The following is a 19,915-nucleotide window of genomic DNA, read 5'->3' on the forward strand; positions in this document are numbered from 1 at the left end:
TAGGGGGCGTCATGGCGAAGCCAACACAAGCTCCCAAACCGCAAGGCCTTGACCCACGATTATACTGTGATTACTCAAGGTTAGTGCGAATTCAGGCTCAAGCTGAATCGTTTTCCCTGCTACCTCATTTGAAAGCGGGCAGCGTGCTTTCGGGCAGACATAATTCTTTGTTCCGTGGCCGTGGTCTGAACTTCGAGGAATTACGTCATTACCAATTGGGTGATGATATCCGTAATCTTGATTGGAAAGTCACGATGCGAACGGGGAAGCCCCATGTTCGCAGTTATACCGAAGAGAAAGACCGTAATGTGATGATCTGTGTTGATCAGCGCAGCTCGATGTTCTTTGCTTCTCAAAACACCATGAAATCCGTTGTGGCTGCCGAAGTTGCAGCATTGTGTGGATGGCGAGTACTGAAGGATGGAGACCGCGTCGGCTTCGTTTTAGCCTCACATCAAAAGCTATTCCATACCAAAGCACAGCGTTCACAGTCTGATTTGCTCGCTCGACTTAAACACCTTACTAAAGCGAATCAAAGCTTAGGTGTGAGTGTGAGTGACAGCGAGGGTGTCGGGTTCAGTCAATGGATTGAACTGATCAAGCGAATGAGACTAAAGCAGTCGACCTTAATCTTTATTAGCGATTGGCGAGATTGCCAAGAGCAACATCTAGATCGACTAAAGCAGTTACAGCAACACAACGACATCTTGGCCATAATGGTCACCGACCCATTAGAACAGTCATTGCCTCAAGATCTTGCAAGCGCGAATTGGGTAGTAGGTGATGGTCGCTTTCAGCTCAATCTAGATAGCCAATCTAAGGTTAACCTCGCAAGTGAAAGCCTTGCCCAAAAAGCGGCACTCCAGAAACAGTCACTTGCTAAATTGATGGCAATGAAAAACCTCCCTTATATTGAATTAGACACGTCAGGGAATCACATATCGCAGCTTCAAAAGCTGGTGGGAGGGCGCTAGATGGTCGTTGAACATACGCCTCCAAGTACTTATATCCTTCGCGACCTGCACGACGTTGCCATTCCTGAGAGCGTGAGCTGGATGCCGCAAACTGTTGGTTGGAAAATCCTCGGCGTCGCCTTGCTATTGGTTGCCATCTATCTGGTTTATCGCTTGGCGTTAAAATGGTGGAATAATCGTTATCGTCAAGAAGCACTCAAGGAATTAACCCTTCTAGATGCAAGAGACAAGAACTCAACCGAGCGAACCTTCAAGGTACTCAAAGTGGTGCTTCGTTACCTAGACAGCAGCAATGCCAAGTTGTTTGGCCAAGCTTATGTAAACCGCTTGAATGCTTATCTTCCTGTTAGCACTGGCAGGAATGCAAACAGCAATGCTTTCTTTACTGATGAAATGTCGGAGCTGTGGATGCAAAGCTTAATTGACCCAAAGGTACGTTTGACCTTTGAACAGCGTTTAGAGGTAATTCAAACCGCGATGATGTGGCTAAAACTTCATAAACCCGATGTACAAACAAAACCGAATGTACAAGCGACAACAGAGGGCCAAGATAATGTTTGATAGTTTATCTGCCAGCTTTGAGTTCGCACATCCATTGTGGTTTTTCGCGTTGCCATTACCTCTGTTGGTCTACTTAGCTGTGCCTGCTTATCGCACTAAACAAATGGCCATTAAGGTGCCATTTTTCAGTGAGTTGGTAGAAGCAATAGGCGAGGCGCCATCCGAGGGTGCAAGCCAGTTAACACCAAGCTGGTGGCAACGCACCACATTGATTATTACTTGGGTATTAGTGGTTTGTGCGTTAGCTAAGCCAACCATCTTAGGTGAGCCACAAGTTCGTGAACAATTGGGCCGCGATGTCATGGTGGTGGTCGATTTATCGGGTTCAATGGCTGAACAAGATTTTACTTCTAAACAAGGGGACAAAATCTCGCGTTTAGATGCGACTAAAGAGGTGTTAGCTGACTTTGCTAAAACTCGAAAGGGCGACCGATTAGGATTGATTCTGTTTGGTGACGCGGCATTTGTACAAACGCCATTCACTGCTGACCAAGATGTGTGGCTTGAGCTACTCAATCAAACCGACGTGGCAATGGCAGGGCAAAGCACGCATTTAGGTGATGCGATTGGTCTAGCGATTAAGGTGTTTGAACAGAGTGAGAAGCAAAGCGCTGCCGTTCAAGGCTCAAACGTCGATGCCAACGTGAAAGAGAAAGTAGTGATTGTACTAACCGATGGCAACGATACTGGAAGCTTTGTTGAACCTATCGATGCGGCCAAAGTGGCTAAGGCGAAAGGCGTTCGTATTCACGTTATCGCCATGGGTGATCCGCAAACCGTCGGCGAGGTGGCTCTGGATATGGAGACCATCAACCGCGTGGCTCAAGAGTCTGGTGGTGAATCCTTTGAGGCACTTAACCGCGATGAATTGACTAAAGCTTATGCTCAAATTGGTGAGCTAGAGCCTCAGTTGTATGAGAGTACGACTTATCGTCCTAAACAGGGATTACACCATTATCTGATGGCCATTGTTGTTGTGATGTATTTGACTGCGTTCAGTTTAGCAACAATCCGCCGACGCTCGCTTTCGGCTTCTTCAATGAAAAATTTGAAAGGAGAGAACGATGCCTGATTCTCTCATGTTGCAACAGTTCTTTACCCAGTTTCACTTTATCCGACCATTGTGGTTGTTGGCCTTTATTCCGATGTTCTTCCTGTTATGGGTTCGTTGGAGAGAAGAGACTAAGCCAACTTGGAAAGATATTCTTCCTGCACATTTACGCGATGCATTGACCATTGGGGAAACCGGTTGGCGCAAGCAATTACCACTGAAGTTACTGATGGTTATTGTGACCATCGCCATCATTATCTGTTCAGGCCCGACATGGCAGCGTGAAGCTTCCCCCTTTGGTGAAGACAAAGCGTCGATGTTAGTGGTGCTTGATAACAGTGAGTCGATGCTGGCTAAAGATTTACCACCGAGTCGCTTAGAACGCTCTAAACAGAAAATTAGAGACTTACTCGCAGCGCGCAAGGGTGGTAACACGGGTTTGGTTGTGTATGCGGGCAGTGCCCACGTTGCGATGCCTGTGACTCAAGACAGCAAGGTGTTCGAACCGTTTCTAGCGGCGATCACACCCGACATCATGCCGGTATCAGGTAAGTCAGCAGAAGAGGCGTTGCCACTCATCAATCAACAATTGTCTGGTGAGTTAGGTTCGTCAGTGTTGTTGGTATCAGACGGTGTAAACCCAAGTACCATTAGAGCGTTCGAAAGCTTCTTTAACGACAACCCGTATCAACTGCTCATTCTGGCGGCAGGAAATAGCAATGTGGTGAGCGATAATCCAGTCGATCTCGATTCATTGCGTAGCCTAGCGAGCAAGACGGGTGGACGACTGATCGAAGTGACCGTTGATAATTCCGATGTCCAACAACTCAACAAAGCGGTTGAAAGAAACATGCAACTTAACGGTGAGTCTTCAATGCCTTGGAAAGACATGGGATACGGCCTTCTTATCCCAATGGCGATTATCATGCTGTTGTGGTTTAGAAAAGGGTGGTTGGTTCAATGGTGTGTGGTTGGCGTTTTGATTACAAGCAGCGTGTATTCTCCGCACACTTTGGCGAAAACGGTCAGTTTAACTGCTGACAAGCCCGTAGTTGAAGAGTCCGTGACCGTTTGGGATAAAACAGCCCAATGGTGGTGGGATTTATGGCTAACGCCTGACCAGCAAGGACAACGTTTATTGAATCAAAAGGAATACCTTGAAGCCGCCAAGCATTTTAAGGATCCAATGCGAAAGGGCGCGGCTTATTACTATGCTCGTGATTTTAAGTTAGCTCACAGTGCCTTTTTACAAACTAAAACCGATTATGGTTTGTATAACGCCGCAAGTGCTTTAGCTCGACAGCGTGAGTACCTTGCTGCTCGCGATCTACTGAAATCACTGAGTGAGAAGCCCGATCTGTCTCCAGAACTGAAAGCCGATATAGAAAATAACTTAGCGGTTCTGAGTAGCATTGTTGAAGAGGTTAATCGCACCAGCGAAAGCCAATCTGGAACTACAGATGGTCCTGAAGAATCTTTAGAACTCGAAGATGATCAGCCGCGAACGGGTGATGGTGCTGAAGAAGAAACGGTAGCTGAATTGATGCTCAAGGAAACGCTTAACGCCAATGAAATATTGGGCAGCCAAGAGCTTGCCGACAAGTGGTTAAAACGCGTTGAAGCGGATCCTAAGTTCTTCTTAAAGTCGAAATTTCAAATTCAGTTAAGAGATCCTGCACCGTCTATCGAACAGACGCAAAAACAGGAGCAAGCACAATGAGTCGATATGATTTAGCTCTTGCAGCACTTCAAGCAAAGGTAGGGCGCTTGGAGCCTTTCAAACTAACCAAGACCATGCTTGTGACGCTAGTTCTGCTGTTTAGCACTGCTTTTTCTACATTGGTTTCTGCGGCTGATATTTATGACCTGCAGAGGAGTGGCGATGTCGAATTGATCGCTTGGGTCGGAGAAAAACCGAAGTCTGGCGACAAGATAGCTCCAGCCAAAGTCAGCGTTAATGAGCAAGTGATTCTGACCATTGAGGTGGCGACTCCACGCTGGCTAACGGGTGGTACTCGAATTGGTAGTATCGAAATCCCAAATGTGATTGCCAAGCAGCGAAATCAACTTGCGACCAACTACACTGAGCGAGTGGGTGGCACAACATGGTCACGCCAACGCTGGGAAGTGACGCTTTATCCGATGACTTCTGGCGAATTCGTGATTCCGACGGTACCTGTTCGTGTCCAAATCTCTGCTCCTGATGGTTCAAACGTAGGCGGTACGCTTTATACGCAGCCGATTAAGTTTGAAGCCTCATTACCGTCTGGTTTGTTAAGCGATGAATCGCCTTGGTTTTCTGCGACAGACGTGGATGTTGAGCAGCAGTGGCAACGTTCGAGCGAAGACTTAAAAGTGGGTGATGCGGTTACACGCACCGTGACGATCAAAGCCAAAGACAGCTTGTCTGTGTTACTGCCAGATGTGTTGTCCAATGAATCGACTCAGCAATATCAAGCTTACCCACAACCTAATCGTTTAGACGATACACAAGAACGTGGTGATTACCGTTCTAGCCGAGTGGAAGAAACGGTTTATGTGATTCAACAAGGTGGCGAATTTACCTTGCCAGATTTCTCATTTCAGTGGTGGGACAGCAAGAACCAACGTCTTGAAAATGTGGTCATAAAAGGTGAAGCGTTTGAAGCAAAACACACGCTCCAATCCTTCATCAAGGCTTATATGTCGGTCTTTATCAGTGTTGGTTTAGCATTAGTGTTGTGTGTTGCGTTATTTGTTTCTTTGAAGCGTTATTACGAGAACCGACCAACACCGAGCTGGTTGGTATTCCGTCGTTTGCTTAAGCAAGGCAATTGGTCTGCATTAAGAACGTTTATCTACCGTCAATTGCGAAGCGAAACCTCTCAGCTAGAACTGGGTAAAGTGAAGCTTAGTAAATTGAATGGACAAAAACGTTGGGTTAAAGATAGCGAAGCCCTTCAACAAGGGCGCGAAGACAAAAACGTATTTACTCGTTTATGGAAAGACTTACGTAACTTACCCGCTGACACATCAAACTCAAGTAATTATCGTTCGATTTTCGACCGCTTGAAAATCCCGAAAGCCTTGCCAGACTTAAAAGATAGAACTAAGTAGCAAACTTTAGTTATTCGCATCGAACATAATCGGCAGGTTCTCTACTATAGGGAACCTGCTTCTTTAATATGGAACTGTATGAAAAGTACCGAACTAAATCTAATTCCTATATTTGTTGCTATCTATGAAGAGCAGAACTTGTCTAGAGCTGCTAATCGCATGGATATAAGCCAACCTGCTGTGAGCAAAGCGCTTGCAAGGTTGAGAGATATCTATGACGAGCCACTGTTTCACCGAACCACTTCAGGCGTAGAGCCAACCACATTCGCTATTGATATCTATCCTGCAATGGCCGCTGCGCTTAAAAACTTTACGTCTACCTTATCTGCATCAAGAGACTTCGATCCTAAAACCTCTGGTCGTGTATTTTCTATTGCCTGCGTCTCGGCGGCGAGCTATGAAATGATGCCAAGAGTGATGCAGCTAATCAGCCAGGTTGCACCCGGTATCGCACTCGAAGTTCACCCTCTGTTTACGGAAGATTATGAGTCTGATTTAAGGCTCCAAAGACACGATGTTATTGTCGATATGACGCCAAAAGGAAGAACCATGCTTAAGCATGAGGTGATTTCTCGAGAAGAGTTGGTGGTGGTGTGCCGCAAAGACCATCCTACGATTAGCGATACGATCGATATGGAACAGTTTTTAGCGCTCGATCATGTGGTTGTATCTCGTTGGCATGCACGTAAAAGCTTATTGAGTTCTGAACATTTTAGCGATTTGGAAAAACGCAGAATTGTGTATCGAGCGGCAGGGGTAGTCGAGATGCTTCCTGTGATTGAAGGATCTGATGCTATCGGTATGTTACCTATTTCATCGGTGCGTTGTTTTGCTAAAAAGTACGCCGTAAAAACATTGCCGTTACCATTCGAACTGGAAGACCTCGATATGTGTATGATTTGGCACCCAAGTCGCACCAACGAACCAAGCCATAAATGGTTACGAGCTAAGATCAAAGCGGCAGCAAAAGAAATATCAAGTTAGCCTATACAAGGACATAGCCATGGAAAGCATTCGCGCGATTTTAAACGGTAAGAAAGCCAACATCCCGGAATTAAGACAAGTCATCTTTGCGGCGAGGGACAATGATATTGACCTGCAAGTTAGAGTGACTTGGGAATCGTCGGATATGTTTCGTTTGGTAAGCGAGGCAATATGCGATGGTGTGAAGCGTCTGATTGTGGCTGGTGGTGATGGAACGGTAAATGAAGCCGTGAATGCGCTTAACCAGTTTCGTGCTAGCGAGAGGCCGCAGCTTGCTATTATTCCCATGGGAACCGCGAATGATTTTGCGACCGCCATCGGAATTCCTAGCGATATTGCTCAGGCGTTTACGCTTGCTTTAGAAGGGAAGGCGGCCGCGGTCGACAGTGTTCGTGCCAATGATCGTTATTTCATAAATGTTGCTGCAGCGGGTTTTGGCGCCGAAGTGACGGCCGAAACGCCCGTTGAACTTAAAGACTTTCTTGGTGGTGGTGCATACACGCTAACAGGTGTAGTCAAAGCGCTAGGCTTTAAACCTTACAGCGGTACCTTGACCATAGATAAAGGCAGCTTTACAGGGGAGATCCTTGTTGGTGCTTTTTGCAATGGTCGCTTAGCAGGTGGTGGACAAGAACTAGCACCGAATGCGCTGATTGATGACGGCTTAATGGATCTTACTTTAATAAAAGCCTTCGTTGCTTCTGACTTGCAAAAAGTCATCGAAGAGCTCAAGCATCCAGTCGACGACGGCAAGTACATTGTTCACACCCAAGCGCGTTGGTTAGAGGTAGATTTCCCTCAGCCACTGCCCATTAACCTTGACGGTGAACCTTATCGATCCAACCAAATACGTTTTGAAGTCATGCCATCCAGCATTTGTTTGGTGCTGCCCGATAGCTGTCCTTGTTTGGTGAAGAACCAGTGAAGGCACTTAACTTATATTGATTCAATCTATTCGCTATTGATTAAAAGAGCCGCTTATCTGTTTCGACTGAATCAGTCTGAATATGATAAACGGCTCTTTTCTTGAGTGGGTGCTGGATTCGAAATCTAGATGACGAAACCTAGATCAGGAAACCTTAGAGATTGAGTCTACTCAGTGATCTCTTGTAGTACCTCTCCAATTGACCCACTTGGTTGTGTGATCCCCAGTTTGTTTGAAAGCGTCGGGGCAATATCGTATGGCGTGATTGCACGCGAGACCTTCTGAGCCTCAACATCGTAGCCTGCGAAGATAACTGGTACATGTGTGTCGTACTTCCACGGAGAACCATGAGTCGAGGCAATTTGTAGACCTTCCATGTCGTTAATGTAGCTACGCGGATTAAATACCACATACACATCGCCTGAACGTGCAGGGTGATAGTTGTTCTTGATTAACTGCATCACATGAGTGTCAGGGACTCGGTTGGCTGCGATATCACTGCTTGATACCGCAAACGCAACGCCTTTCACTTTGGCAATTTCATCTGCAATGGCTTCTTGTATCTTAGCTAAATCCAACTTCTTCTCTGCGATTAAGTCGTGATTCAGATAGATATAAGGCTGTGCATACAAGCGAATTGCGTCTTTGGTTAGACCAAATTCATCCTTCAATCGTTTCTCAACACCACTCGATAGTAGTGTGTCTTTATTGAAGTATTGAGCTTGATTGAAACCAAGCGCATTTGCCGCAGGTGAAGATTCAGGAACACCATGGTCGGCAGACAGAACAATTAATGTGTTTTCTAGCCCGACTTGGTTATCAACGGTTTTGAAAAGCTTAGCGAGCGTCTTATCCAGGCGGATTAAGTTGTCTTCAGTCTCTAAGCTTTCAGGGCCGTATAGGTGCACCACGTAGTCGTTTGATGAGAAACTCACGGATAGATAATCAGTAACGTCACCTTGGCCAAGCTTCTCTTGCATTAACAAGGTGCTAGCGAAGTTTTCTGTGATTTCATCACCAGCGGGGCTCACGGTTAATGTCGTGCTGTAATATTTATAGCTCGCAGGGCCGTAAGGGTGAGGGAAGGTGCGTTGGAAATCACCGAGTTTCACTTTGTGTTCGGTATCGTGTTCTTGCAACGTGTACTTATCACGCGGTAACGAGAGCTCCCACTTCTGTTTCGAATACTGAGCAGCAATCGCTTTCTCGTTCCAACGTGATACCCAATCTGGGTACTCGTCGTAGTAATAGTTGCTGGTGACAAACTCAGATTGCGCTTTGGAGAACCAGAAGGCTTTACCACTGTGTCCCGCCAATGAGATTGCACCGCGGTCTTTCACTGATACACCGAATACTTTTGATTTTCCACTATTGGAAATCGTCAGCTCATCACCAAACGTGGTGGAAAGTATTGGCTCAGGAGAACGGCCATCGCCCTGTGCTGTCTTCTGCGTTGGGTCTATCTCTGTTGCTTTATCAACACCCGCACCAGAGGTCAGCATTTGGTAGTTACCGTCTTCTACGTTATACACCAAACGTTCTTCGCTACGGTCATACCAAACATTACCTACCATGCCGTGTACGCTCGGTGGAGCACCGGTTGCGAGCGACACATGCCCCACGATCGTTTCTGTGTTGCCATGTTGGTAGTTCGCGTTGGTGTAGTAAGTGCCGTCATCCATTAAGTACCGGAAACCACCTTCACCGAAGTTATGCTTATATCGTTCGATTAGGTCTGCGCGCAGGCCATCTACCGTGATTTGAAGGACTAGATCTGGCTTTTCCGCAGCCGAAACAGGGAAGGCACAGAGTAACGCAAGTGTTAGTCCTGAAAGCTTGGTGTATTGCATAGAGTTTCCTTATTCAGTATTGCCGTAGCGTTCCAACGTTTGGTCAGATTTCTAACGTGTGTACAGTGCGAATCGTATTTTTAGTTAGTTCGTGTCCTTAACTAAACGCAGGCCCATATCTGACATAGTGATCGATTGGCTTGCGAAGTCACGACGGTAACTTTCAGATTCATTTTCGTCATAAGCAAAGCTGCCACCGCGAACCGACTTGTGCGATAAACCAACGTCGCTATGTTTTGCGTTGTTAGGGTTGTCTGTTGGACCGAATCGGTAGAAGGTGTCATCGAAGGCATCGATAACAAACTCGCCCACGTTTCCTGTCATGTCATATAAGCCTAGTTCATTTGGTTTCTTTAGCCCGACTGGATGTGCGCTATTTTTAGAATTTGCTGAGTACCACGCAATATCATCTAAGTTATTGGAACCACTGTAAGTATAGCCTTTACTTTTGTTACCACCTTTCGCTGCAAACTCCCATTCTGCTTCAGTTGGTAAACGGTATTCTTCACCCGTTAGTTCATTCAACTGCTCAACGAAGTAGTTCGCCTGTTGCCAGCTAAGGTTATTGACTGGAACTTGTGGGTTTTTGAAATAACTGAGAGATGAACCCATCACCGATTCGAACAATTCTTGAGTCACCTCAAACTTCGCGATGTAGAAACTATCTACAGTTACATCACGGGCTGGTCGTTCTGCTTTGGTCGCTTCTGGGCTGTTTGAACCCATGGTGAATGTTCCGCCTTCAACCAACACCATCTCTTGGTCAATTTTTTGAGCGATAGGGTGTGTAGGCACGCTTGCACAGCCGCTTAGAAAAATAGTCATGGTGACGCCGCTAACTGCTGCTAAATGTTTGTAATTGATAAATTTCATCACGTGCCTCAAATGTTCGAAATAGGGTGTAATTCTAACGTTTTTGGTCATTCCTATTGGTTATAAAGGGTATAACATGCCACTGACTTAATTCGGAATTATGATGGGAACAAGACACTAAGATAGGTAGGTAAATCATGCACATTACTCAAGGTCCACAATATAACGGTAAAGCGTCTAAGCGCCTGCATGTTATGGCTAAGCCGATTGGCGCAGCGTGCAACATTGACTGTAAATATTGTTATTACCTAAGTAAGCAAGATTTGTTGGAGTACAAGAAAGGCAGTTCTCCAAGAATGGATGATGAGACGCTAGAGACTTACATCAGACAATATATCGAAGGTCAAAATACGCCAGAAATCATCTTCTCATGGCAAGGTGGTGAACCGACCATGTTAGGTTTGGCTTATTTTGAGCGTGTGGTTGAGCTACAGAAAAAGTATCAACCCGAAGGTGTGTTAATTTCAAATGACCTACAAACTAATGGCACATTATTGAATGACGATTGGGGTCGATTCTTAGCTAAGAACAACTTCCTAATCGGTTTAAGTATTGATGGCCCTGAAATGCTGCACAACGCTTACCGTACCAACCGAGCGGGTCGTGGCACATTCAAACAAGTGATGGCTGCTGTAGAGTTGCTGCACAAGCACCAAGTCAAATTCGCCACGCTTACCTGTGTGAATAACCTGACCAGTCAAAATGCACTCGAAGTGTATCGTTTCCTACGTGATGTGGTGAAGTCTCCACAAATGCAGTTTATTCCTATCGTAGAACAAAAAACCTTTAGAACGGTTGCACCGCAAACGTCTCAAGTGAGTGAGCAACTCAAACAAGGTGACAAACGTCTAATTCCAGGTCACAAGGATTCGATCATGGAATCATGGTGTGTATCGGACTTAGCGTGGGGCAACTTCCTGATCGCTGTGTTTGATGAGTGGGCGAAGCACGATATCGGTAAAGTGTTTGTTCAATATTTCGAAGCGAGCTTAGAAACGTGGATTGGTCGCCCAAACCCGCTTTGCACCCTGAATGAGATCTGCGGTAAAGGCTTAGCGATGGAGCCAAACGGCGATGTGTTCTCTTGTGACCACTATGTTTACCCTGAATATAAAATTGGCAACATCCACCACGAGAAGCTTGATGACTTAGCATACAGTGCACCACAACAGAAATTTGGTTTCGCTAAATCACGTACGCTGACGAGCCAATGTCAACAATGTGACTACAAATTTGCTTGTCATGGCGAGTGTCCGAAAAATCGCTTTATCAAAACTCGTGCGGGTGAGCCGGGCTTGAACTATTTATGCGCGGGCTGGCACAAGTTCTTCTCTCATGTTGATAAATCGATGGCGTATATCGCGCGTGCGATGAGACACCCTGTCGCTCATGGTAAGTACAGTGATTCTGTGATGATGGCGCGTCGCGCAGAACTGGCAAAACAAACAACATTTGAGACTAAGTTTTAACTCAGTGTCTAGGTCTATCGATCCTAACGAAATTTAATCAGATATGAGTCTAGGGAAAGGCTAAGTTCTCCAGCTTAAGGTAATACTATGATCAAGAAGAGTTTAGCGACAGCGGTTGCTTTATTTATTTCAACGTCCGCATTGCTATCAACGTCAGCGATAGCGGCCAATAGCGTTCAACAAACCGTTGATGCGCCAGCACAAAATATCAATCAAGTGCTTGAAATGACGGACACTCAAACCCGTATTCAGCAATTGTCTTACATGGCACAAGATCAGAATCAATCTGTTGAAAACCGTACTGGTGCACTGCAAGAGCTTGCTTCATACCCAAGCCAAAATGCGCTGGTGGCGGTGGCAAGAGGCTTAAAAGATCAAAACCCTGAAGTTCGTGAAGCGGCAGTTATCGGTTCTGAACCTTACCAACTTGAGCATCGTTGGGCGTTAGTATCGCCGCTGCTAAAAGACAAAGATACCATGGTTCGCCATACGGCAACGTCAAACCTAGTCCGTGACTTCAATGCGTTAAATGACGAGCAGAAAGCACAAATTGAACCACCAGTCACAGAGTTGATTAGCTTCTTGGAAACGCAAGAATCTGAAAAATTTCAACTGCTGTTTGCTGATGTGCTTCGTTGGTACAATGAGTGGGACAAGGCCGAAACAGTTTATTTAGAGCTCATTAAAACTCATCCTAAAGAGCCACAAGTTTGGTTGAGCTATGCCGATAACTTCCGTGCACAGAATAAAGACCAGCAAGCGGTTGAAGTGTTAGATCGTGGTTTGAAGAGCGTGCCAGATAACGCAGCAATGCATTACTCTAAGTCTTTGACTCTAGTTCGCCTTGATGACAAGAGCGCTGCAGCCAATGAGATTGAAGTAGCCGCGAAGTTAGCGAAAGATAACAGTTACTACTGGTACCTCAATGGGGTATTACAAGAAGAGTTAGACATCGATAAATCGACTAAATCATTCGAAAAAGCGTATCTGATTTCGGGGTCTCCAGAGCAGTTATACGCGGTATGCGATATCTATGTCCGCTATGGCAATGAAAAGACCGATGATTGCTTAAGCGAGCTAGGTAAAGTGGCTCCTGACTATGTTATTGAGCAGTTGAAAGAGAAACGAGTAGCGCCAAGCTCATAATATTCTAATGAGTAAACAGCGAAGCCGGTAATGAAAAGCCAGTCGACACGTTCGACTGGCTTTTTCGCATCCATGAACCACTTAGACAAGGCTCAAGCTATTAAATATAAAATAAGGGCAAGCCTATTACTTGCCCATTTCGTTTTATCATTCACCCATAGAGCTTGATGCACGGCGTCTGTCGGTCGCGCCATATATCTTGCCATCTTTGACTTCAATGGCATTCAAGCCACTGACGACTGGAATGACATGCACCGGATAACCGAGCTGCATGAACTCTGGTACTAGCATTTCAGCGTAAGTTTTCTTCTCGACGAGTAAACCTGTTGGGTCATAAGGTTTGGTGCGGTCGATCTTGGTGCCGTATTGAATGTTTGGAAGATCAATAGCTTCTTGCGCAGACAGGTCCCAATCAAGAACACCTACCACGGCTTTCAACACGTAACCCGGAATTTGCGAGCTACCGGGAGAGCCTACCACTAAACGCAGGTCGTCTTTTTTATCCATAACCATTAACGGTGTGATGGCGGAACGAGGTCGCTTACCTGCTTCGATGGCATTTTGAGTCGGCTTACCGTTTATGGTGGGTTTGGTGGAGAAGTTCGCCATTTGTGCGTTAAGAATTACACCATCGACCATTACTCCTGAACCCATGCCTGTGCCGACGGTGCTAGTCATAGCAATGGCATTACCGTCTTTGTCGATAATGGATATGTGCCCGGTATCTTGGCTCTCAAAACCTTGATACTGAGCGTAATCAGTATCGGATAGCTTGCCTGCTTTCGGATTTGTTTTCGCAATGCCACTCTCTGGAATGAGCTTACGTCGCTCATCGATGTAGGATTTGTCGAGTAGGGCAGCAACGGGCGCTTCAATGAAATCAGGGTCGCCAGCATAAGCGATGCGATCAGCCTTGGCTATTCTCATGACTTCGGTCATCAAGCGCCAGGATTCAACATCGGTTTTAGACATGTCGGCTAAGTCATAGGCTTCCAACATTTCAAGGCTTTGAGCAACCATCACACCACCAGAGGCTGGATAACCGAACGAGACAATCTTATTGCCTCGGTAGTCGCTTTCGATAACCTCACGTTGTTTGACTTGGTACTGTTCAAAATCTTCGATAGAGAGTTTTGCATAGTCGGCGTCGATTTGGCTGTTAACCGTTTCAACGATGTGCTTACCAAACTCGCCACCATAAAGGTACTTATCGCCTTGTTGAGCAATGTTGCTCAGAGTGTCGGCAAGCTTGGGGTTCTTCATCAATGTGCCGGTTGGCTTGATTTGGTCGTCATTCCAATACAGGGCTTCTATTTCTGGATCTTCAATCAACCTTTCTTGTTCACGAACCACGATGTCGTAGGTGTAGCTATTCATCGCGTAGCCCTTGCTTGCCAGTTCAATTGCGGGTTGAACAAGCTCAGACCATGGCAGTTTTCCGTATTGTTGATGAGTGCTATAGAGCAAACGAAGTGTGCCGGGAACCGCTACAGAACGAGCCCCTAAAATCTCGTTTCGACTTAGCGCTTCTCCATTTTCCATGAACATGTCTGGAGTAGCAGTTGAAGGGGCTTCATCTCGTCCATCAAGTGCGAGGAATTGATCTTTGTCTTTTTGGTAAAACAGCGCAAAAGTACCACCGCCGATCCCAGTCATATCCGGTTCAACCACCGACATTGTCATCTGCATCGCCACCATTGCATCGACTGCATTACCGCCTTTTTTGAGTATCGAATACCCAGTGCTGCTTACATATGGATTCGTCGCACTTACCATAAACTCTTCGCCAGTTTCGTCTGGCGTAATTGGAAAAGGATTTGGCTCAGCCGCGAAACCGACCGCTGAAACCAAACTTAAAGATAAAGTAGCTATTCGCATGCGTTCTCCGTTTAAGGTATCTGTTTATTCGCTCTTAGGTTGACTGAATAAAGGCGGTGAAGTTCGTGAGTTTGCAGCCTTCTTGCACAATGCTGACGGTGCTGACATTAATCGCCAAATCACCTAAATGTTTCTGAATTTAAGGATAGTTCAGAGCAATGTAATGGCTTGTTAGGTATGACAATTCAAAGACATAAAAAGCCCAGACTGTTTGATTAGCTTGGGCTTTCATTTCTAATGACTATGATTTTTTCGCTTGATTAGAAAACGAAACTCAACATGATGGTATAAAGCACGGCATCTTTATCATCAAAGCCTGTCTGGGCGTTAAAATCTTCAACGAAGGCACCATTTGTCTTACGAGCTTCAAAGTACTGCACTTCACCATTGATAGAGACGTTTGGTAACACATCGTAATCCACACCAATTAGGTAACTGTTTCCTGCTAGGTGTTCGTGTGAATCAAACTCTGCTCCGTAAACGACGTATGGAGTGAATAAATTTAGCCTATAGCCCAAACTAGCGTACATCGAGGATGAGAAGTCACTGATCTGTCCTTCACTTGTAAGTACCGCTTTACCTAATTCGTACTCAGCACCTAGTGACCAAAGTTGGATGTGTTGGTTATCTTGTTTGCTACTAAATGGAGCAGTCATCGAAGTTCCAGGGATTGTAATCGTGCCAGAAACGGTTTGATCAAAATTGGAGTCGAGGAATGACAAGTTCCAACGATAGTTTTCACCACTCAATTGAAGGTTGGCACCGAACATTCGATTGGTTTCAAATTCCAACTCAGTACTCGAATTAAAGTCGACTTCGTTTTTGTCTTTTACACCGAAGAAAGGTGAGAGCAATAGCGTGGCTTCATCACTCACATCGTGAGTCCAGCTCACTTTAATGCCGTTGAAAGCAGTGATTCCGAGAACGCTGTCATACACTTCTGTCGGTGGCCTTGCTGTCATATAGGCTTGGCCTACATAGTAGTACTCAGAGGCAAGGAATAGTGGCAGTCGCAATCGACCAACGCTGACATCAAAGTTATTAAATTCGTATCCGAGGTAAGCCCACTCTAGCTGCGGTTCACTCCAATCATATTGAGGTGGTTTGACCACTTGCACGGAAGCTTTGAATGAATTGTAGAAGTAATCGAGTTGAACACCAAATGTGGTATCACAGTCGTAACAGCTCTCATCAGTAAAACCGTGGTTGATGATTAATGGGTTATCATTATCCGATGTTGCCCAAGACGTTGAACCAAAGCCACTCAAGGACAAATTTTCTGTAAGCTCGATAATCGCAAAAGCCGGAGAGGCCATTGAGGCACATAACACTGACGTAATTATTCTTTTCATATTATTTCTCCGAACTTATAACGTAGAGAACGTTGGCATTTTGAGGAACCGAAGAGAGTGGGGAGTAACCAATACGGTTTGGTTTGTCATCAAGCCAGTCCACTAAGCTGTCGGTTGATGCCGTTTTGATTTCTCTTGGATAACGAGCTTTTCCTGAAAAAGATAATCCAGCCCAATGTGCATTCATTTGAGCGGCATTTTTTCCAAGTAAAAGCTGATAAAATTGTTCTCTCTCGGCGCTGTTCTCAGGCCAGTCTGATAGTTCTACACGTTTGCCATTGAGGCGCTTGGTTTTTCCTCGGTATAGCTTTCTCGCTTTGTTTATCGATATCTCTTCAAACCCTGAGTCTAAAGAGAATATGGCGTAATCTTCTGCGGCATGAGCGGGGCTGAGTAGAAGCAAGCTTCCAATCAAACCCGTCACGGCAGGTAAAACAACTCTGCGTGGGAGTGTTTTAATTGTTTTCATCCAGTCCATTGGTGTCTCCTAACAAGTCGCACTTTCTATTTGATGGAACAGCTTTTCTTTTCTTACGGGTTTCGCTACGTACCCATCCATTCCGGAATCAAAGCACTTTTGAATATCATCATCGATAACACTGGCGGTTAACGCGATAATAGGAGTTTTGCTTAAGCCTTGGTTTTTCTCGTGTTCTCGAATCTCCTTAGTTGCGGTGAAACCGTCCATAACAGGCATCATGCAATCCATCAAAATAATGTCGAAGCTACTGTCGTTCTGGTACATATCGACAGCGATTTGTCCGTTGTCTGCGATTTCAAAGGCATAACCGGCCTTTTTCAGCATTACGGAAGCAACTTTCTGGTTCACCCGATTGTCTTCAACAAGCAATATTTTCTCTGATTTGCTCGGAATTGCGTTTTGTTCTGTTTCTTCAGGCAAAGTACGTTTGGTCGCAGCCCCGTTGATAATCGGAGTGACAGTTGCAGGTTGTTTCTTAGGTTGAGCTTTATAGGAAGCTGGTAGTGGCATAGCTTCGACCGCGGTGAGCACTTTCTCTTTAAGCATTTCGAACTTGAATGGCTTTGGTACATAGTCATCCATACCAACGTCGAAACATTTCTGAATATCGTCATCGATGACACTGGCGGTCAATGCAATGATAGGGATGCGTCGCGTCGCTTCTGTTTCTTTTTCAATTCTTCGGATGTTGCTTGTCGCATTAAAGCCATCCATAACAGGCATCATGCAATCCATGAGTATCGCCGCGTAATGAGGATTAGCGGTGAACATGTCAATGGCTTCTTGACCGTTATTCGCAAACTCGAATTCAAAACCACTCTTTCCTACATGAAGACCCGCAATCTTTTGGTTGATCTTGTTGTCTTCAACGATAAGGATTTTGTGTTGAATCTCGACTGGTGGCTGGCTTGCCTCTGATAGTTCCGCCAAACCTCGTGTATCACAAAGCTCAATAGCTTTAATTAAACGCAAGCCGAGTAGGGGCTGTGCGACTTGTGCTGTAACGCTGTCACCAAGATCCGCTGGCTCACTTAAGAAGGAACGTATCAAACAGATTGTGATGCCGTTTTGGTGCAGCTTAGCTAAGTTATCTGCGTGGGTATTAGCTAGGAATGCGTCATCTTCGGCGAAAACGACAGTGATAGGTTTAGTGTGTTTTTGAGTGGAGAGCTGCTCTGTAATTGCCGTTATATCATTCGTTTTATCGGTAACCTTCAAACCATAAAGGTTAAGGTCGGACTCAATTCGCTCGGAGAGCATGTTTTCGTTACCCAGCACATAAATATCAGCTGTTGCTGCACTTGGTTTTGGCAGTATCAAGTCAACAGGCAATTCCAAGTCGAAGTAGAAACAACTCCCTTCACCTTTAACTGAGTCGAGTTGAATTTGACCACCCATCAGTTCAACCAACTGTGTACTGATGGCTAGGCCAAGACCAGTACCACCAAATTGGCGTGTGGTTGAATCGTCTTCTTGAGCGAAGGGTTCAAATATTTGTTTTTGTTGCTGTGAATCGATACCAATACCCGTATCTCGTACAGCAAATCGAATAGTGGCATTGTTATCTGCTTTGTTGAGCGTTTGGATTGATAATGTGACGCCACCTTCTGCAGTAAACTTCACCGCATTCGACATAAAGTTCATCAAGATTTGTCTTAGACGGTGATCGTCTATCATAACGCGTGCTGGTGTATCTGGGCTGATATCAACGTTAATCGATATTCTTTGTTCTTTCGCTTTTGGTGCAACAATGGATGCGATGTCGTATATCGACTCTCTAATCGATGCAGAGTGCGGGCTGATTAATAGCATGCCAGACTCAATCTTAGAGAAGTCTAAGATATCGTTGATTAAGCTAAGTAGCAGTTGGGATGAAGTTTCGATCGTATCAACATAGTCACGTTGTGTTGGTGTCAGCGGCGTATCTGCGAGGATTTCCGAAATACCAATAACGCCATTGAGCGGGGTTCGAATTTCATGAGACATGTTGGCCAAGAAGCTACTTTTTGCTTTGCTGGCCTGTATTGCGTGGTCTTTCGCGTGTTCGGCGTCCTCTTTGGCTCTCTCTGCGTCTTCTTTTGCTACCGTCAATCTCTCTTTCGCGAGCTCTCGTTCAATGGTCAATCGTTCAACTTGCTGAGCAAACAGACTGAGTTCATCTTTGCCTTGGATTAATTTATCTAGAGAAGGGCGCGTGTCATCATTTTCGCTTTTTAAGAAAGCTAACACCAAATTCAGGTTGTTAGTGACTTGTCTCGCCAAGCTAAGAGTTAAACCCATAACAATCGCTGCCAGCAAAGCGACGATTGAAATAAACAGGGTTCGCTGTATTTGCGCGTCATAGATAGCTTGCTCAACTTCTTGTTGGAACTCTTGCTTGATTACGCCGCCAAGGCTTTGTAATAGGTTGAGCCGTGCGCTCATCGCTTCCAAGCCGACAGACACTTCTTCTGGCGTCAGTTGGCTGATTGCATTTAGGTCGAGTAGCGCGCTTCTTATCTCTTGGCTTTGAGCAAACACATCATTTCGAAATACTTCAACCATCAAAGACACTTGATGCTCGTTGGCGTTCAATGAAACAAAGCGCTCTAAGAACAATTGCTGTCTTTCACTCAAGGTTTCGATCTGTTCTGCGAGTTCTGGGTCGTACTCTTGGCTGCTTTGGAATATCTCAATCAGTGAACTACCAAGCTTGAACTCTTCATTCGACCAAAACATCAACCACTCAAGTTGTTGAAGGGCAGTGAGGTGCTGTTGAATTTCACGTTTAGTGTTTTCAAAAGGGACCTTCTCTACTTCAAGTAACAGTTGCTTGTATAAATCGCTCTGCCATTCAAGGGCATCCAATTTATCGTAACTGTCTGTGGCTTGCATCGTCGATAAGGTCGCCTCGCTGAAATCGGCAACAAGTTGATTCATTTCATCAGATGCGTCTAAAAAAATGATGGGAGACAGGTTTTTTAGTTCTGCCTTTACTTGATTGCTTTGAGTCGCAAACTCTTCAGGGCTAGAGGCCAAGGTACTTCTATACAAGACAGAAATATCTTGAAGATACACAGATAACTGATTGGTTCGTTCAAAATCGGTTAACTGAGTCGTTAATATATAAGCCTGTCTACCTGCTAGGAAGAGTAATAATGAAATGGGAAGTAGAACTAAGCCAAAGAGTTTATGTTTGACTGAAAGGTTATTCCAGACCGTAATCGCCATATAAGGATCCATCCAACTGTTTTTATATAAAAACAGTAGAATAAAAATGCAGATATGGAAACTTT

The 19,915-nt window shown here is 45.2% G+C and carries 15 protein-coding genes; 9 read left to right on the top strand and 6 right to left on the bottom strand.

The genetic code is table 11. From position 1 onward, the window contains the following. Positions 1 to 11 precede the first annotated feature (11 nt). From OQJ75_RS01790 to yegS, 7 genes are all read left to right on the top strand, one after another. Positions 12 to 974 carry a DUF58 domain-containing protein gene (locus tag OQJ75_RS01790; protein ID WP_265970803.1) on the top strand — a complete coding sequence of 321 codons (963 nt, stop codon included), beginning with the start codon at positions 12 to 14 and terminating at the stop codon, positions 972 to 974. Further along, a complete protein-coding gene (locus OQJ75_RS01795; protein ID WP_265970802.1) occupies positions 975 to 1,535 on the top strand; it encodes a DUF4381 domain-containing protein in 561 nt (186 codons plus the stop codon). Continuing rightward, positions 1,528 to 2,607, top strand: a complete 1,080-nt coding sequence (locus tag OQJ75_RS01800) for a vWA domain-containing protein (RefSeq protein ID WP_265970801.1) — start codon at positions 1,528 to 1,530, stop codon at positions 2,605 to 2,607. The genes OQJ75_RS01795 and OQJ75_RS01800 overlap by 8 nt, the downstream gene beginning before the upstream one ends. Beyond that, the gene (locus OQJ75_RS01805; RefSeq protein ID WP_265970800.1) at positions 2,600 to 4,306 is read left to right on the top strand and encodes a VWA domain-containing protein; all 1,707 of its coding nucleotides are present in this window, start codon (positions 2,600 to 2,602) and stop codon (positions 4,304 to 4,306) included. Before OQJ75_RS01800 ends, OQJ75_RS01805 begins: the two co-directional genes overlap by 8 nt. Then, positions 4,303 to 5,682 (top strand): BatD family protein, encoded by a 1,380-nt coding sequence (locus tag OQJ75_RS01810; RefSeq protein ID WP_265970799.1) that lies wholly within the window; start codon positions 4,303 to 4,305, stop codon positions 5,680 to 5,682. The genes OQJ75_RS01805 and OQJ75_RS01810 overlap by 4 nt, the downstream gene beginning before the upstream one ends. Before the next feature lie 78 nt (positions 5,683 to 5,760). Continuing rightward, entirely contained in the window at positions 5,761 to 6,666 is a 906-nt protein-coding gene (locus OQJ75_RS01815; RefSeq protein WP_265970798.1) for a LysR family transcriptional regulator, read from the top strand. 19 nt (positions 6,667 to 6,685) lie between these two features. Then, positions 6,686 to 7,591, top strand: coding sequence for a lipid kinase YegS (gene yegS / locus OQJ75_RS01820; protein ID WP_265970797.1), 906 nt, complete (start codon positions 6,686 to 6,688; stop codon positions 7,589 to 7,591). Between the two features lie 167 nt (positions 7,592 to 7,758). Here yegS and OQJ75_RS01825 read toward each other — a convergent pair whose 3' ends face one another. Both OQJ75_RS01825 and OQJ75_RS01830 read right to left on the bottom strand, forming a co-directional pair. Beyond that, positions 7,759 to 9,441 (bottom strand): alkaline phosphatase family protein, encoded by a 1,683-nt coding sequence (locus OQJ75_RS01825; protein ID WP_265970796.1) that lies wholly within the window; start codon positions 9,439 to 9,441, stop codon positions 7,759 to 7,761. Positions 9,442 to 9,525: 84 nt separating this feature from the next. Further along, positions 9,526 to 10,314 carry a formylglycine-generating enzyme family protein gene (locus OQJ75_RS01830; RefSeq protein WP_265970795.1) on the bottom strand — a complete coding sequence of 263 codons (789 nt, stop codon included), beginning with the start codon at positions 10,312 to 10,314 and terminating at the stop codon, positions 9,526 to 9,528. A gap of 137 nt (positions 10,315 to 10,451) precedes the next feature. On the opposite strand from OQJ75_RS01830, the gene OQJ75_RS01835 reads away from it, so the two are divergent. Both OQJ75_RS01835 and OQJ75_RS01840 read left to right on the top strand, forming a co-directional pair. Beyond that, a complete protein-coding gene (locus tag OQJ75_RS01835; protein WP_048663474.1) occupies positions 10,452 to 11,783 on the top strand; it encodes an anaerobic sulfatase maturase in 1,332 nt (443 codons plus the stop codon). Positions 11,784 to 11,870: 87 nt separating this feature from the next. Continuing rightward, a complete protein-coding gene (locus OQJ75_RS01840; RefSeq protein ID WP_265970794.1) occupies positions 11,871 to 12,929 on the top strand; it encodes a hypothetical protein in 1,059 nt (352 codons plus the stop codon). 147 nt (positions 12,930 to 13,076) lie between these two features. Here the strand turns inward: OQJ75_RS01840 and ggt are convergent, their stop codons facing one another. From ggt to OQJ75_RS01860, 4 genes are all read right to left on the bottom strand, one after another. Beyond that, positions 13,077 to 14,807, bottom strand: a complete 1,731-nt coding sequence (gene ggt / locus OQJ75_RS01845; RefSeq protein ID WP_265970793.1) for a gamma-glutamyltransferase — start codon at positions 14,805 to 14,807, stop codon at positions 13,077 to 13,079. A 260-nt stretch (positions 14,808 to 15,067) separates the two neighbouring features. Beyond that, positions 15,068 to 16,159: a sulfate ABC transporter permease gene (locus tag OQJ75_RS01850; protein WP_265970792.1), complete on the bottom strand. Its 1,092-nt coding sequence runs from the start codon at positions 16,157 to 16,159 to the stop codon at positions 15,068 to 15,070. Between the two features lies 1 nt (position 16,160). Then, positions 16,161 to 16,637, bottom strand: coding sequence for a hypothetical protein (locus OQJ75_RS01855; protein ID WP_265970790.1), 477 nt, complete (start codon positions 16,635 to 16,637; stop codon positions 16,161 to 16,163). 9 nt (positions 16,638 to 16,646) lie between these two features. Next, complete coding sequence (locus OQJ75_RS01860) at positions 16,647 to 19,850, bottom strand: response regulator (RefSeq protein WP_265970789.1); 3,204 nt, start codon at positions 19,848 to 19,850, stop codon at positions 16,647 to 16,649. Positions 19,851 to 19,915 lie beyond the last annotated feature (65 nt).

Origin of the sequence: Vibrio sp. 14G-20 (assembly GCF_026241515.1) — a bacterium.
Lineage (GTDB): Bacteria > Pseudomonadota > Gammaproteobacteria > Enterobacterales > Vibrionaceae > Vibrio.